Source organism: Xanthobacter autotrophicus ATCC 700552 (assembly GCF_043194565.1).
Classification (GTDB): domain Bacteria; phylum Pseudomonadota; class Alphaproteobacteria; order Rhizobiales; family Xanthobacteraceae; genus Xanthobacter; species Xanthobacter autotrophicus_F.
In genome coordinates, this window is sequence record NZ_JBAFVS010000001.1 from 261,559 (window position 1) to 276,318 (window position 14,760).

At 69.5% G+C, this 14,760-nt stretch carries 12 protein-coding genes; 8 read left to right on the plus strand and 4 right to left on the minus strand.

The features are described 5' to 3' along the window. Positions 1–27 precede the first annotated feature (27 nt). The 6 genes from radA (at position 28) to V5F48_RS01280 (ending at position 5,435) form a co-directional block, all read left to right on the plus strand. A complete protein-coding gene (radA, locus tag V5F48_RS01255) occupies positions 28–1,494 on the plus strand; it encodes a DNA repair protein RadA (protein ID WP_394039281.1) in 1,467 nt (488 codons plus the stop codon). Between the two features lie 146 nt (positions 1,495–1,640). Continuing rightward, positions 1,641–2,345 carry a CvpA family protein gene (locus V5F48_RS01260; RefSeq protein ID WP_394039283.1) on the plus strand — a complete coding sequence of 235 codons (705 nt, stop codon included), beginning with the start codon at positions 1,641–1,643 and terminating at the stop codon, positions 2,343–2,345. Between the two features lie 22 nt (positions 2,346–2,367). Beyond that, positions 2,368–3,912, plus strand: coding sequence for an amidophosphoribosyltransferase (gene purF, locus V5F48_RS01265; RefSeq protein WP_394039285.1), 1,545 nt, complete (start codon positions 2,368–2,370; stop codon positions 3,910–3,912). Between the two features lie 71 nt (positions 3,913–3,983). Beyond that, a complete protein-coding gene (locus tag V5F48_RS01270; protein ID WP_394039287.1) occupies positions 3,984–4,730 on the plus strand; it encodes an SDR family NAD(P)-dependent oxidoreductase in 747 nt (248 codons plus the stop codon). 96 nt (positions 4,731–4,826) lie between these two features. Further along, the gene (locus V5F48_RS01275) at positions 4,827–5,177 is read left to right on the plus strand and encodes a type II toxin-antitoxin system Phd/YefM family antitoxin (RefSeq protein ID WP_394039289.1); all 351 of its coding nucleotides are present in this window, start codon (positions 4,827–4,829) and stop codon (positions 5,175–5,177) included. Positions 5,178–5,180: 3 nt separating this feature from the next. After that, positions 5,181–5,435, plus strand: a complete 255-nt coding sequence (locus V5F48_RS01280; protein ID WP_394039290.1) for a Txe/YoeB family addiction module toxin — start codon at positions 5,181–5,183, stop codon at positions 5,433–5,435. A gap of 13 nt (positions 5,436–5,448) precedes the next feature. Here the strand turns inward: V5F48_RS01280 and V5F48_RS01285 are convergent, their stop codons facing one another. Both V5F48_RS01285 and V5F48_RS01290 read right to left on the minus strand, forming a co-directional pair. Then, positions 5,449–7,161, minus strand: coding sequence for a lysine--tRNA ligase (locus tag V5F48_RS01285; RefSeq protein ID WP_394039292.1), 1,713 nt, complete (start codon positions 7,159–7,161; stop codon positions 5,449–5,451). 68 nt (positions 7,162–7,229) lie between these two features. Then, positions 7,230–8,213, minus strand: coding sequence for a transporter substrate-binding domain-containing protein (locus V5F48_RS01290; protein ID WP_394039294.1), 984 nt, complete (start codon positions 8,211–8,213; stop codon positions 7,230–7,232). A gap of 156 nt (positions 8,214–8,369) precedes the next feature. Here V5F48_RS01290 and V5F48_RS01295 point away from each other — a divergent pair, with 156 nt between their 5' ends. After that, positions 8,370–10,286 (plus strand): glycosyltransferase, encoded by a 1,917-nt coding sequence (locus tag V5F48_RS01295; protein ID WP_394039495.1) that lies wholly within the window; start codon positions 8,370–8,372, stop codon positions 10,284–10,286. Here the strand turns inward: V5F48_RS01295 and V5F48_RS01300 are convergent. Both V5F48_RS01300 and V5F48_RS01305 read right to left on the minus strand, forming a co-directional pair. After that, on the minus strand, positions 10,231–10,845 hold the full coding sequence (locus V5F48_RS01300; protein WP_394039296.1) for an SCO family protein: 615 nt from the start codon (positions 10,843–10,845) through the stop codon (positions 10,231–10,233). The genes V5F48_RS01295 and V5F48_RS01300 overlap by 56 nt on opposite strands. Positions 10,846–10,928: 83 nt before the next feature. Next, positions 10,929–11,159 carry a hypothetical protein gene (locus tag V5F48_RS01305; protein WP_394039298.1) on the minus strand — a complete coding sequence of 77 codons (231 nt, stop codon included), beginning with the start codon at positions 11,157–11,159 and terminating at the stop codon, positions 10,929–10,931. Between the two features lie 253 nt (positions 11,160–11,412). Between V5F48_RS01305 and polA the strand changes: the two genes are divergently transcribed. Further along, positions 11,413–14,415: a DNA polymerase I gene (polA, locus tag V5F48_RS01310; protein WP_394039300.1), complete on the plus strand. Its 3,003-nt coding sequence runs from the start codon at positions 11,413–11,415 to the stop codon at positions 14,413–14,415. Positions 14,416–14,760: the final 345 nt, after the last annotated feature.

Genomic DNA, 14,760 nt, shown 5'->3' on the forward strand with positions numbered 1-14,760 from the left:
CGGTGCGTGCTCCAGCGGAACGGGATCATGGCCAAGCGCGACACGTCCTTCATCTGCCAATCCTGCGGCGCGGCCTATACCCGCTGGCAGGGCAAGTGCGAGGCCTGCGGCGCCTGGAACACCCTCGCCGAGGAAGTGGCCGTCGTCGCCAGCGTGCCCGCCGCCCAGCGCTCCGGCCGCAAGGGGCGCGCGGTGGTACTGGAATCCCTTCAGGGCACCGCGAAGCCCGCGCCCCGCATGGTCTGCGGCATCGGCGAGCTGGACCGGGTGGCCGGCGGCGGCTTCGTGCCCGGCTCGGTGCTGCTCATCGGCGGCGACCCCGGCATCGGCAAGTCCACCCTGCTGGTGCAGGCCTCGGCGGCACTGGCGGCGAGCGGGCAGCGCGTCGTCTACGTCTCCGGCGAGGAGGCGGTGGACCAGGTGCGCATGCGCGCCCAGCGCCTCGGGCTGGAGCAGGCGCCGGTGAGCCTTGCCGCCGAAACCAACGCCGAGAACATCATCGCCACCCTCGCCGGCGGCCCGCCTGTTCACATGGTCGTGATCGATTCCATCCAGACCATGTGGTCCGACAGCGTGGAGAGCGCCCCCGGCACGGTGACACAGGTGCGCACCTCGGCCCAATTGCTGGTGCGCTACGCCAAGCAGACCGGGGCCTGCGTGATCCTGGTGGGCCACGTCACCAAGGACGGCCAGATCGCCGGCCCCCGGGTGGTGGAGCACATGGTGGACGCAGTGTTCTCCTTCGAGGGCGACGGCGGGCACCAGTTCCGCATCCTGCGCGCCCAGAAGAACCGCTTCGGCCCCACCGACGAGATCGGCGTGTTCGAGATGACCGGGCGCGGCCTCTCCGAGGTGGCGAACCCCTCCGAACTGTTCCTCTCCAATCGCGACGCCGGCGCGCCGGGCACCGCCGTGTTCGCCGGCATGGAGGGCACCCGGCCGGTGCTGGTGGAGATCCAGGCGCTGGTGGCGCCCTCCTCGCTGGGCACCCCGCGCCGCGCGGTGGTGGGCTGGGACCCTAACCGCCTCTCCATGGTGCTCGCCGTGCTGGATGCCCGCTGCGGGGTGCGGCTCGGCGGGCATGATGTCTATCTCAACGTGGCCGGAGGCCTGAGGATCGGCGAGCCGGCGGCGGACCTTGCGGTGGCGGCGGCCCTGGTCTCCTCCCTCACCGGCGCACCCCTGCCGGCGGACGCGGTCTATTTCGGCGAGGCGAGCCTCACCGGGGCGGTGCGGCAGGTGGCGCAGGCCGCGGCGCGGCTGAAGGAAGCGGCGAAGCTGGGCTTCGCCCGCGCCGTGCTGCCCTCCGGCGGGCTCGACGGGGTGGACGCGCAGGTGTCGCTGCAGCCTGTCGGCTCGCTGGCGGAGCTGGTGGCGGCCATCGCGGCCTGCGCCCCCCGCCGGCCTGTTATGCGGGATTCGCAGGGCGCAGCCCCGCGGGAGGCCCGGCCCCGGGCCGTGGAACACGCCGAATGGGCCGAGGATGAGAGCTGATCACGCAAGCCACGACGCAGGAAGGTGACGCGGGCCGGCGCGCAAGCTATATGAGCCGCGCGGCGGGCTCCCACCAGGCAACCACCTGGACGGCATGCCGCGCGCATGCGCGCGTCGCGGTGCGCGGATGACGGAACACTGCGCCGATGCCTGTGACTTTGCTCGACATCATCGTTCTGACGGTCATGCTGATTTCGGGGCTGCTGGCCATGGTCCGCGGCTTCCTGCGCGAGGTCTTCTCCATCCTCTCATGGGTGGTTGCGGCCGGCGTCACCCTGTATTTCCACAAGCAACTGCTGCCGATCGTGAAGCAATACATTGCCCAGGATACGGCGGCTCTTGCCGTCACCGTGGCGGTGCTGTTCCTCGGCACGCTTCTTCTCGCGACGATCATCACGGCGCGCATTTCGGATTTGGTGCTCGACAGCCGAATCGGCGCGCTGGACCGCACCCTCGGCTTCATGTTCGGGCTGGCGCGCGGCCTGCTCCTCATGGTGATCGCCATGCTCTTCTTCAACTGGCTGGTGCCGCCGGAGAAGCTGCCGCCGTGGGTCGCCAACGCAAAATCGCTTCCCGCCATCAAGAGCGCGGGGGAGTGGCTTAAGGCGCAGTTGCCGGATGACCCTGAAAACACCATCTTGAACAAGTTGAAGAAGCCGCCCGCCGGAGAGGAGGGCGACACGCCCGCCGCCCCGGCCGCCCCGACGGGGGGGCCGCGTACCGATTTGGGGGGCACCACACGACCAGCCGGCTCGGCTGACGCATCGGCGGCGGGGATTAAATCCTACCGTTCAACGGAGCGTCAGGGCCTCGACCAGCTCGTCGCCAGCACGCGCGGCGCCGGCTTGTGAGCCGCCCGAGCGGAGGTGCATGATGGATTGCGACAGTGACGCCCCGATGAATGCGGGCGATCGACCCCTTTCCGACGATGGCCATCCCCGGCTGGCCGGGCTGAGCCCGGCCGAACAGGCGGATCTCGACCTGAACGGCGATCGCCTCCGCGAGGAATGCGGCGTCTTCGGCATCTACAATCACCCGGAGGCGGCGGCCATCACCGCCATCGGCCTGCACGCGCTCCAGCATCGCGGGCAGGAGGCGGCCGGCATCGTCTCCTATGACGGCAAGCGCTTCCATTCGGAGCGGCGCCTCGGCCTTGTGGGCGACGCCTTCTCCGACGCCAGCGTCATCGAGCGCCTGCCCGGCGACATGGCGGTGGGCCATGTGCGCTACTCCACCACCGGCGAGACCCTGCTGCGCAACGTGCAGCCCCTGTTCGCCGAGCTTGATGCCGGCGGCTTCGCCGTGGGCCACAACGGCAACCTCACCAACGGCCTCACCCTGCGCAAGCAACTGGTGCGGGACGGGGCCATCACCCAGTCCACCACCGACACCGAAGCCATCCTCCATCTGGTGGCGCGCTCCAAGAAGCCGCGCTTCATCGACCGCTTCACCGACGCCCTGCGCGCGCTGGAGGGGGCCTATTCGCTGGTGGCCCTCACCAACAAGAAGCTGATCGGCGCCCGCGATCCCCTCGGCATCCGACCGCTGGTGCTGGGCATGCTGGACGGCTCACCCATCCTCGCCTCCGAGACCTGCGCCCTCGACATCATCGGCGCGCGCCATGTGCGCGACGTGGAGAACGGCGAGGTCATCGTGATCGACGAGGACGGCCTGCAGTCCTTCAAGCCGTTCCCGGAGATGGCGCCGCGCCCCTGCATCTTCGAGTACATCTATTTCGCCCGGCCCGATTCCGTGGTGGGCGGGCTTTCGGTCTACCAGGTGCGCAAGAAGATGGGCCGCGTGCTGGCGGAGGAAAGCCCCGCCCATGCCGACGTCATCGTGCCGGTGCCGGATTCCGGCGTGCCGGCGGCCATCGGCTTCTCCCAGGCCTCGGGCATTCCCTACGAGCTGGGCATCATCCGCAACCACTATGTGGGACGCACCTTCATCCAGCCCACCCAGTCCATCCGCGACCAGGGCGTGCGCATGAAGCATTCCGCCAACCGCTCGGTGGTGGAAGGCCGGTCCATCGTGCTGGTGGACGACAGCCTGGTGCGCGGCACCACCTCGGTGAAGATCGTGCAGATGATGCGCGATGCCGGCGCCAAGGAGGTGCATTTCCGCATCGCCTCCCCGCCCATCACCCATCCCGACTATTACGGCATCGACACCCCGGACCGCGACAAGCTGCTCGCCGCCACCCACGACCTGGAAGGCATGCGGCGCTATATCGGCGCGGATTCGCTGGCCTTCCTCTCGGTGGACGGCGTCTACCGCGCCATGGGCCATGAGGGCCGCGACCCGGTGAAGCCGCAATTCACCGACCATTGCTTCACCGGCGACTATCCCACCCCGCTCACCGACCGGGCGGGGGCCGTGGGCCAGCAGCAGCTCTCGCTTCTCGCCGAGGCGAGCTGAAACACGCCGCCTGAGAGCCTTCTCCCGCGTGCGGGGAGGGTGACCCCTCCCCTTCAGTCCACGGAAGCCGCATGACCGCCGACCGGCCCCTTGCCGACAAGATCGCCCTCGTCACCGGCGCCACGCGCGGCATCGGCGCCGCCACCGCCATCGAACTGGCACGGGCCGGTGCCCATGTGATCTGCGTCGGCCGCTCGGACAGCGGGCTTCAGGACATGGACGACAACATCCGCGCCGTGGGCGGCACCGCCACCCTGGTGCCCCTGGACCTGAAGGATTTTGAGGCCATCGACCGGCTCGGCGGCGCGCTCTACGAGCGCTACGGGCGGCTGGACGTGTTCGTGGCCAATGCCGGCGTGCTCGGCCCGCTGTCGCCGCTCGGCCATGTCTATCCCAAGGACTGGGACAACATCGTCGCGGTGAACCTCACCGCCAACTGGCGCTGCGTGCGCTCCTTCGACCCGCTGCTGAAGCTGTCGCCGGCCGGGCGCGTGGTGATGATCTCCTCCGGCGCCGCCCACAAGGCGCGAGCCTATTGGGGGCCTTACGCCCTCACCAAGGCGGGGCTGGAAGTGCTTGCCCGCACCTGGGCGGCGGAAAGCGTCTCCGGCAATCTCAAGGTCAATCTGTTCAACCCCGGCCCCATCCGCACCCTGATGCGGGCCAAGGCGTTTCCGGGCGAGGACCCCATGACCCTCCCCGCCCCCGAGGAAGCCGCCGCCGCCATCCTGCCCCTGTGCCTGCCCAGCTTCATGGAAACCGGCAAGCTCTACGACTTCCCGCAGGGCAAGCTCTTGAGCTTCCAGATGCCGGTGTGAAGTAGCGCTCGCTCCCGGCCCGGCGCGCCAAGCCGAGCCATGCGGACCGGAGCAGACGACAGTTGCGAATTGTACCTTTTTAGGTACAATTCAATCATGCGCACCACCTCCTACAGCGAGCTTCGCCGCAACCTTGCCGCCACGCTGGACAGCGTGACGGAGGATCATGCCCCCGTGCTCATCACGCGGGAGCGGGGCAAGCCCGCGGCCGTACTCATGTCGCTGGAGGATTTCGCGTCTTATGAGGAGACGCGCTATCTGCTGCGCAACCCGCGCAATGCGGACCGTCTCATGGAAGCGGTCACCGATCTCGACGCGGGCAAGGGGACCGAGCGCGAGCTGGGAGCGTTTTCGAGCGAAGCGGACACCGGCTCGCGTGAAGAAAACGCGTCAAAACAAGATTCTAGAGCGATTGCCGCGAGCAAACGCGAGCGGAAGGCGCGCTAGCGGGTGAAGCTCGTCTTCCATGAACGCGCATGGGAGGACTACCTGCATTGGCAGGCGAGTGATCCCAAGCTGCTGGAACGCCTGAACGCGCTGATCCGGGAAGCAAGCCGCACCCCCTTCTCCGGCACCGGCAAGCCCGAGCCGCTGCGCGGCCCGTTGGCGGGCTGGTGGTCGCGGCGCCTCACCCAGGAACACCGGCTGGTCTATCGCGCGGAGGGCGACCAGATCCTCATCGCCCAATGCCGGTATCATTATTGATGACCAACGGCCCTCAGGCCGTCGCCAGTTCCCCGGCCAGGGCCTTGCGGATCAGCTCCCGCGTCTCGGCCACGCCGTAGATCTCCACGAACGAGCCGAAGCGCGGGCCGCGACCAAGGCCCAGCAGCACCTGGTAGAGGGTGTTGAACCACTCGATGGACACGCCCGGCCGCTCCGGCGTCGCCCCCTTCGCCTTCAGGTCCTGATAGCGCGGGATGGGGCGGGCCACGTCATAGAGCGCGTTCTGGATGTCGTCCGCCGTGGCCCCGGCGGGCAGGGCCGCCAGCGCCGCGTCGAGGGTGGCCAGCGCCGCCTGCTCGACTTCGTCGGGCGCCCGGAACACCTTGTTGGGCTTGACGAAATCGTGGAAGTACTTGACCGCGTAGCCGACCAGCTCGGCAAGCTTGGGATGGGTCTCGCCCGACACCCCCGGCACATGGCGGTTGAGGAAGCCCCACAGCACGCTCTCATCCTCGGTATTGGAGGCGGAGGCGAGATTCAGCAGCATGGTGAAGGACACCGGCATCTCCACCTTGGGCGGCTCGCCCCCGTGGATGTGCCACACCGGGTTGCCCAGGCGCAGCTTCAGGTCCTGCTCCTCATACTTGCCGAGGAAGCCGAAGTAGTCGTCCACGTTGCGCGGGATGACATCGAAGAACAATCGCTTGCCCGAGCGCGGCGACTGGAACATGAACAGGCTGAGGCTCTCCGGCGAGGCGTATTTCAGCCAGTCCTCGATGGACAGGCCATTGCCCTTGGACTTGGAGATCTTCTGCCCCTTCTCGTCGAGGAACAGCTCGTAATTGAAGCCCTCCGGCGGCTCGCCGCCGAGCGCCTTGGCGATCTGGCTGGAGAGCTTGACGGAATCGATGAGGTCCTTGCCCGCCATCTCATAATCGACGCCCAGCGCCACCCAGCGCATGGCCCAATCGGGCTTCCATTGCAGCTTGCAGCCGCCGCCGGTGACCGGGACGGTGACCTTTTCCTTGGTGTCCGGGTCCTCATAGGTGACGGTGCCGTGCTTCACGTGGTGCTCGAGGATCGGCACCTGGAGCACCCGCCCGGTGCGCGGGCAAAGCGGCAGGAACGGCGAATAGGACGCCGCCCGCTCCTCGCGCAGGGAGGGCAGCATCACATTCATCACCTTCTCGTAGTGATGCAGCACCTTCAGCAGCGTGGCGTCGAACCGGCCGGACAGGTAGCAGTCGGTGGCCGACATGAATTCATACTGGAAGCCGAAGGCGTCGAGGAAGGCGCGCAGGCGGGCGTTGTTGTGCTCGCCGAAGCTGTCATGGGTGCCGAAGGGATCGGGCACCTTGGTCAGCGGCAGGCCCAGCGCCTTCTGCAGCATCTCCTTGTTGGGGACGTTGTCCGGCACCTTGCGCAGGCCGTCCATGTCGTCGGAGAAGGCGACGAGGCGGGTCTTCACCTTGTCTTCGGTGAGCACGCGGAAGGCGTGGCGCACCATGGTGGTGCGCGCCACCTCGCCGAAGGTGCCGATGTGCGGCAGGCCCGAGGGGCCGTAGCCGGTCTCGAACAGCACCTCGTCCGATCCGCGTTCCTTGGGGTGGCGCTTCAGCCGTTCCACCAGCTTGCGCGCTTCCTCGAACGGCCAGGCCGTGGCGGTCTCGGCCACGCGCTTCAGCTCACCGGCAAGGTCGGCCGAAGCGGCAGAGGCGGACGAGGCAGAGGCGTCGGGCGGGACGGCGGACGAGGCGGCGGACATGGCAGGCTCCAAAAAAGGAGCGCGAACTTAGGAATGTCGGCGGGTGGCGTCAACGCGCCCCGTGCCCCTCAATAGAAGCCGACGGGGAACCAGCGCAGATACAGGTCCGTATAGACACCCTTTTCCCAGATGCGCTGCAGGGCGAAGTCCATGGCATGGCGCAGGGTGTCGTTGCCCTCCTTCACCGCCACGGAGAAGCCGTCGCCGAAGAAGCGGCTCTCGGTGAAGGGGCCGCCGATGAAGCGGCAGCAATTGGCGCTGTCGACGCCGTTGAGCCACAAGGCGAGCGTGATCCCGTCGCCGAACAGGAGGTCCACCTGGCCCCCTTTCAGCGCCGCCTGCGCCGCCTTCAGGTCCGGAAAGGGGCGAATGGCGGCTTCGTTGAAGAAGGAACGCAGATAGGCCTCGTGGGCGGTGCGGCTCACCACCGCCACCTTCTTGGCGGCCACGGTCTCCGGCGTGGCGGCACTCAGGGTCTCCTGGCTCTTGCCCACGAAGCGCGCCGGCGTGCCCAGATAGCGCTCGGAGAAATCCAGCGCGGTGCGGGACTGGGGCGTGGCGGTGAGCCCGGCGATGGCCGCGTCCGCCCGCCCCTGCTCGACGCTGTCCGCCAGCGTGTCGAAGGCCGCGGCCTGGAGCACGCAGGTCACCCCCAGTTCGGCGCAGATGGCGCGGGCGAGATCCACGTTGAAGCCGTAAAGGGCGCCGTCGGCATTCAGGAAATTGAACGGCGGATAGTCGTCGGTGGTGAGGAAGCGCAATTCCTTGGGCAGGCGCGCCGCGTCGGGCCGCTCCAGCCGGCGCTCCACGTTCCAGAAGTTGGGCACCGAAACGCCACCGCCTGTGGCGCCGCTCACCTGTCCGCTGCGGGTCTGGCCCCACATGGGGGACGGCCCCGGCGGCTGCTGGGCCTGCGCACCCCAAGGCAAGGACGCCAGCGCGAGCACGGCCACCACGAGCACCGCGAAAAGGCGCACGGCGAAAAGGCGCCGTCCCGGGCCGCCGCCCGCGACCACGGCCCGCAGGCGGGCGATGAGGACTGGTAGAGCCATGTGGGCGCGTTTACCTTAGGGTTGCACTCGAAGGGGCGCCGCATGGTGGGGGATGCGCGGTCCGTCGGCAAGGGGTGGGCCGGACGGCGGGCCGAGGAGCGAGATGGACCGGAAACCAGCGCCGTGCACGGCCCGTGTGCGACGTCCGCCTTGCCTGTGGCCACCCCGCGTCGACCCGCCGAGACACTTCCCGCCGAGCTGAGGCCGTTCATCGGTCATCTGCCCCACGCGGATCTTCAGGCCGCTGCCCGCCGCGCCCGCCGGCTCGGCGTCGGCGCCGACGAGGTGCTCGTCGCCCAGGGCATGGTGGACGACGCGGAGGCGACGGGCCTGCTCGCCGCCCATCTTGGTCTCGCCGTCGCCGCGACCGATGATGCGGCCACCCCGCACGATGCTCCAACCGCCGAGGCCGTATTGCGCACCGGCGTGCGCATCGAGGCGCCGGACGGTGCGCGCCCGCGCTTCACCCTCGCCGCGCGGGGGCGAGACGTGCGGCGCCTGGTCCGGGCGCTGCGGCGCGATCCGGGCCTGGCGGGGCGGATGCGCCTTGCCGTGCCGGGGGCGTTCCGGCGCGCGGTCATGGCCGCCGCCGGCCCCACCTTGGCCGAGGCTGCCGTGGCCCGGCTCCCGGCCCGCGACCCGCTGAAATCCGCCGCGACCCTCGACCCCAAGCGGGTGCTCGGGCGCATCGCCCTGGTGGTGGGCCTGCCCCTCGCGCTGCTGCTGGCGCTGGCGCCGGAACAGGGCGTGCTTGCGGTGCAGGCGCTGCTGTCGCTGGTGTTCCTCGGCTGGGTCTCCCTGCGCCTTGCCAGCTGCGCCTATGATCCGCCCGCCGACCCGCCGCCGACGCTGGATGACCGGCAATTGCCGGTCTATTCCCTCCTGGTGCCGCTCTATCGGGAGGCTTTGAGCGTACCGCATCTGGTCGCCGCCCTCGGGGCGCTCGACTATCCGCCCGAAAAGCTGGACATCAAGCTGGTGGTGGAAGCCGACGACGACGCAACCCGCGCCGCCATCGCCGCCCTCGGCCTGCCGCCGCAGATGGAAGAAGTGCCGGTGCCGGCCATCGGCCCGCGCACAAAGCCCAAGGCGCTGGCGGTGGCCCTCGCCGCGGCACGGGGCAGCTTTGTCGCCATCTATGACGCCGAGGACCTGCCGGAGCCGGACCAGTTGCGCCGGGCGCTGGAGGCCTTCCGGCAGGGCGGGCGGAACGTCGCCTGCGTGCAGGCCCGGCTTGCCGTCGATAATGGCGACGACAGCTGGATCGCCGCCTCCTTCGCCGCCGAATATGCTGCCCAGTTCGACGTGCTGCTGCCCATGCTGAGCGCGCTGGGCCTGCCCATCCTGCTGGGGGGCACCTCCAACCATTTCCGCCGCCGGGTGCTGGATGAGGTGGGCGGCTGGGACCCCTTCAACGTCACCGAGGACGCGGACCTCGGCATCCGCCTCGCCCGCGCCGGCTGGCAGACGCGGGTGATCGCCTCCACCACCTTCGAGGAAGCGCCGGTAACGGCTCGCGCCTGGCTCGGCCAGCGCACCCGCTGGCTCAAGGGCTGGGCACAGACCCTGCTGGTGCATCTGCGCCAGCCGCAGGCGCTGATGGCGGATCTCGGCGTCGGCCCCGCGCTGGCGCTGCTGTTGCTCGCCGCCGGCCCGTTCGCGGCGGCGCTGGTCCACCCGTTCTGCGTCGCCCTGCTGCTGGCGGACCTGCTGCGCGGGGTCATCGGCCTGCCGCGCGACTCGCTGGCCGAGGCGCTGACCTCCGCCCTCACCTTCACCACACTGTTCGCCGGCTATGCCGGCACCGCCGCCATCACCTATGTGGGGCTGCGGCGGCGCTCCCGCATGCCGGGGCTCAAGGTGGTGCTCGGCATCCCATTGTACTGGCTGCTGCTGTCGGCGGCGGCGTGGCGGGCGCTGTTCGAACTGCTGCGCCGGCCCCACCACTGGCAGAAGACCGAGCACGGCGTCGCCCGCCACCGCGTGGCCCAGGCCGCCGCGCTGCGCCACTCCGACGTCACAGGTAGCGCTTCAGCTCCGCCGCCGCCTCGGCCGGCGGCCGCTTGGAATTGAACGGGGCGACGAAGGTGCCGGACTTGTCCATGAGATAGACCACCGCCGTGTGGTCCATGGTGTAGTCCCCGTCCGTCAGCGGCACCTTGCGGGAATAGACGCGATATTCCTTCTTGATGGCATCCACCGCCTCGGGCGAGCCGGTGAGGCCGCGGATCTGCGGCGCGAAGCTCGACAGGTAGGATTTCAGCGCCTCCGGCGTGTCCCGCTCGGGGTCGACCGTCACGAAGAAGACCTGTGCCTTGCCGGCGTCCGGGCCGAGGGCGGTGAGGATCTCCGACATCTCGAACAGGGCGGTGGGGCACACGTCCGGGCAATGGGTGAAGCCGAAGAAGATCAGGCTGGGCTTGCCCTTGAGCGCGGCTTGGGTGACCTCCGCGCCGGTCTGGTCCACCAGGCGGAACGGCCCGCCCACCGCGGCGGTGCCGGTGCTCGTCACCCGGGGGGCCGGTCCGCCCACCAGCAGGGTGACGGCGGTGACCATGACGAGGGCGCCGGCCGCGAAGGCGGAGAACAGCGCGATGATCTTGGTGCGTTGCGACAGCTTGATCTGCGACATGGGCTGGCGATCTCGGGCTTTGCGTCTGGTCCGGGACAGGGCGGCGCGCACGTCGCGCGGGCGTCCCAGGCGATGATGGGGGGTCACAGGCAGGCGGCGATGCCCGCGCTCATGATATCGAAGAAGACGGTGGCGCCATGGCGCGCCCACAGCAGGCAGGCCGCCGCGAACAGCGCACCGGCCGTGACCACGCTGCCGGCCACGGCGAGCCGGACAGCCAGCCCCGACCGGCCGGAGTGCGACCCGCCAAGGTCCGACCGGCCCGCGGAGCCGGCGGCGCGGTCGCCCGTCTGGCGGTGGAGGCTGAGGGCCATGGCTGGTCAAAATCCCGGTGGCGGTCCCGCGCCGGCCTCAGGCCGGGAGCGTCGCGCAGGATAGCGTGGGCGGCACGCCAAATCCAATGGCAGCGGCTCACCGCTGCGTGACAGGGCGCCGCGCCGCTTCCCGTGCCGGCACCGCGCGCCGGGGGACCGCTCTCCCCGCGCTCTTGTTCCGGGCGGCCCCCTCGGGCATCGTGCGCGCCTTTGCCGGGCTTGGCCTGCGCAGATTGTTCCTGAGGACCTTGAGATGTCGCCCTCCCCCCGCCCCCTCCAGTCCGGCGACCATGTGTTCCTGGTGGACGGCTCGTCCTTCGTGTTCCGCGCCTATTTCCAGTCCATCAACCAGGACCGGAAGTACAATTTCCGCTCCGACCGGCTGCCCACCGGGGCGGTGCGGCTGTTCTGCACCAAGCTGTTGCAGTTCGTGCGCGACGGGGCGGTGGGCATCAAGCCGACCCACCTCGCCATCATCTTCGACAAGTCGGAGGATAGTTTCCGCAAGGAGCTGTATCCCGACTACAAGGCCAACCGCTCCGAGCCGCCGGAAGAACTCATCCCCCAGTTCCCGCTCATGCGCGAGGCGGTGCGCGCCTTCGGCCTGATCCCGGTGGAGCAGGCGCGTTACGAGGCGGACGACCTCATCGCCACCTATGCCGACCAGGCGGTGAAGGCGGGGGCGGACGTGCTCATCGTCTCCGCCGACAAGGATTTGATGCAGATGGTCGGCCCCAAGGTCGCTATGTACGACCCCGCCTCCGGCGAGAGCGGCGGGCGCGGGGCGCGGCCGGAGCGGCGCATCGGGGTGGGCGAGGTGCTGGAATATTTCGGCGTGCCACCGGAGAAGGTGACGGACGTGCAGGCGCTGGCGGGCGACTCGACCGACAACGTGCCGGGCGTGCCGGGCATCGGCATCAAGACCGCCGCCCAGCTCATCGGCGAATATGGCGACCTTGAAACCCTGCTGGCCCGCGCCGGCGAGATCAAGCAGCCCAAGCGGCGGGAATCCCTGCTCACCAATGCCGGGGCGGCGCGCATCTCCAAGACGCTGGTGACGCTGGTGCGCGACGTGGCCGTCGAAGTCCCCCTGGAAGACCTGGTGCTGGAGGCGCCCGACGCCAAGCGCCTCATCGCCTTCCTGAAGGCCATGGAATTCACCACCATCACCCGCCGCGTGGCCGAGGCCTATGGCGTGGAGGCCGCCGAGGTGGAGGCGGACGCCCGGCTTGCCCCCGCCGGCCTGTTCTCCCCCGCCGCCCCCTCCTCGGCCGAGGAGACGGACGGCGAAGCGCCGGCCGCCGGCGGTGAAGCCCCCGCCCCCTCGGCCGTGGCCCAGGCCATGGATGGCACCCTCACGCCGGCCGACCTCGCCCATGCCCGCGCCACCGCCGCCCGCGCCACCCCGGTGGACCGCACGGCCTACCGCACCATCCTCGACCTCGACGAGCTGAAGGCATGGTGCGCCAAGGCGCAGGACCAGGGCCTCGTCGCCTTCGACACCGAGACCAATTCCCTCGCCCCCATGCAGGCCGACCTCGTGGGCGTCTCGCTGGCGCTCTCGCCCAACGAGGCCTGCTACATCCCGCTTGCCCACACCGGGGCGGGCGACGGCCTGTTCAGCGAAGGGCAGTTGCCCGGCCAGATCCCGGTCCGCGACGCCATCGCCGCCCTCAAGGGCGTGCTGGAGGATGCCGGCACCCTGAAGGTCGGGCACAATGTGAAGTACGACCAGCTGGTGCTGGCCCGCCACGGCATCGATGTTTCCCCCTTCGACTGCACCATGTGCATGTCCTACGCGCTGGATGCGGGCAAGAACGGCCATGGCATGGATGAATTGTCCGTGCTGCATCTGGGCCACCAGCCCATCGCCTTTTCCGAGGTGACCGGCAAGGGCAAGGCGCGGGTGACCTTCGACAAGGTGGCGCTGGAGCCCGCCACCCACTACGCCGCCGAGGATGCGGACGTGACGCTGCGCCTGTGGCAGGTGCTCAAACCCCGCCTTGCGGCCGAGGGCCGGACCACCGTCTACGAGACCCTGGAGCGCCCGCTCATCGCCGTGCTGGCGCGCATGGAGAGCCACGGCATCTCCATCGACAAGGCCATGCTGGCGCGCCTGTCGTCCGAGTTCGCGCAGGGCGCCGCGCGCATCGAGGACGAGATCGCGGAGCTGGCTGGCGAGCGGCTGAACGTGGGCAGTCCCAAGCAGATGGGCGACATCCTGTTCGGCAAGATGGGCCTGCCCGGCGGCACCAAGACCGCCACCGGCATGTGGTCCACCAAGGCCACCGCCCTGGAGGAACTGGCCGAGGCCGGTCACAAGCTGCCGCAGAAGATCCTGGAGTGGCGCCAGCTCTCCAAGCTGCGCTCCACCTATACGGACGCCCTGCCCCATTTCGTGAATCCGCAGACCAGGCGCGTCCACACCTCCTACGCGCTGGCCGCCACCACCACCGGGCGGCTGTCCTCCTCCGACCCCAATTTGCAGAACATCCCCATCCGCACCGAGGAGGGCCGGCGCATCCGCCGCGCCTTCGTGGCGGAAGAGGGCAATTTGCTGGTGTCGGCGGACTATTCGCAGATCGAGCTGCGGCTGCTCGCGGAGATCGCCGAGATCCCGGCCCTGCGCACCGCCTTCACCGAAGGGCTGGACATCCACGCCATGACCGCGTCCGAGATGTTCAACGTGCCGGTGAAGGACATGCCGGCCGAGGTGCGCCGGCGGGCCAAGGCCATCAATTTCGGCATCATCTACGGCATCTCCGCCTTCGGCCTCGCCAACCAGCTGGGCATTCCGCGGGAGGAGGCGGGGCAATACATCAAGCGCTATTTCGAGCGTTTCCCCAGCATCCGCGACTATATGGAGGCGACCAAGACCTTCTGTCGTGAGCACGGCTATGTGGAGACCCTGTTCGGCCGGCGCTGCCACTATCCCGAGATCGCGGCGAAGAACCCCTCCATCCGCGCCTTCAACGAGCGCGCGGCCATCAATGCGCGCCTCCAGGGCACGGCGGCGGACATCATCCGCCGCGCCATGATCCGCATGGAGCCGGCGCTGGCTGGGGCGAAACTCTCCGCCCGCATGCTGCTGCAGGTGCATGACGAACTGGTGTTCGAGGTGCCCGAGGGCGAGGCGCAGGCCACCATCTCCGTGGTGCGCGAGGCCATGGAAACCGCCTGTGCCCCCGCCGTCACCCTCGCCGTGCCGCTGAAGGTGGACGCGCGGGCGGCGAAGAACTGGGAAGAGGCGCACTGATGGGGCTCTCGCGTCCCGGCCGACTGCAGCGAAGCGGAAGGAGAGCCGGGACCCAGCGCAAGACGTCCGCGCAGCGGGCAAATTCCGGGGATCGCCGGATTGGAGCGCCGGATTATGGAAGCGCCTTTGGCGGTCGCTTGCGGCGGTCTCTTGCGCTTAGCTCCCCAACCGTCGTCGCCCTCCGGCTTGACCGGAGGGCCCATGCTCCGGCCGGGCATCGCGCCCGGCGGCGGAATGGATGCCCCGGTCAAGCCGGAGCATGACGGCCCTTGGGCCATCCACGACCGATGGGCCGGCGACGTTCCCCCGGTTGACTTCCCCCGGTTGACTTGGCCGCCCCTGAAG

Excerpts from the sequence above, each read along its gene's own strand:
- radA (WP_394039281.1), top strand. The coding sequence starts at position 28 with ATGGCCAAGCGCGACACGTCCTTCATCTGCCAATCCTGCGGCGCGGCC.
- V5F48_RS01260 (WP_394039283.1), top strand. The coding sequence starts at position 1,641 with ATGCCTGTGACTTTGCTCGACATCATCGTTCTGACGGTCATGCTGATT.
- purF (WP_394039285.1), top strand. The coding sequence starts at position 2,368 with ATGGATTGCGACAGTGACGCCCCGATGAATGCGGGCGATCGACCCCTT.
- V5F48_RS01270 (WP_394039287.1), top strand. The coding sequence starts at position 3,984 with ATGACCGCCGACCGGCCCCTTGCCGACAAGATCGCCCTCGTCACCGGC.
- V5F48_RS01275 (WP_394039289.1), top strand. The coding sequence starts at position 4,827 with ATGCGCACCACCTCCTACAGCGAGCTTCGCCGCAACCTTGCCGCCACG.
- V5F48_RS01285 (WP_394039292.1), bottom strand. The coding sequence starts at position 7,161 with ATGTCCGCCGCCTCGTCCGCCGTCCCGCCCGACGCCTCTGCCTCGTCC.
- V5F48_RS01290 (WP_394039294.1), bottom strand. The coding sequence starts at position 8,213 with ATGGCTCTACCAGTCCTCATCGCCCGCCTGCGGGCCGTGGTCGCGGGC.
- V5F48_RS01300 (WP_394039296.1), bottom strand. The coding sequence starts at position 10,845 with ATGTCGCAGATCAAGCTGTCGCAACGCACCAAGATCATCGCGCTGTTC.
- V5F48_RS01305 (WP_394039298.1), bottom strand. The coding sequence starts at position 11,159 with ATGGCCCTCAGCCTCCACCGCCAGACGGGCGACCGCGCCGCCGGCTCC.
- polA (WP_394039300.1), top strand. The coding sequence starts at position 11,413 with ATGTCGCCCTCCCCCCGCCCCCTCCAGTCCGGCGACCATGTGTTCCTG.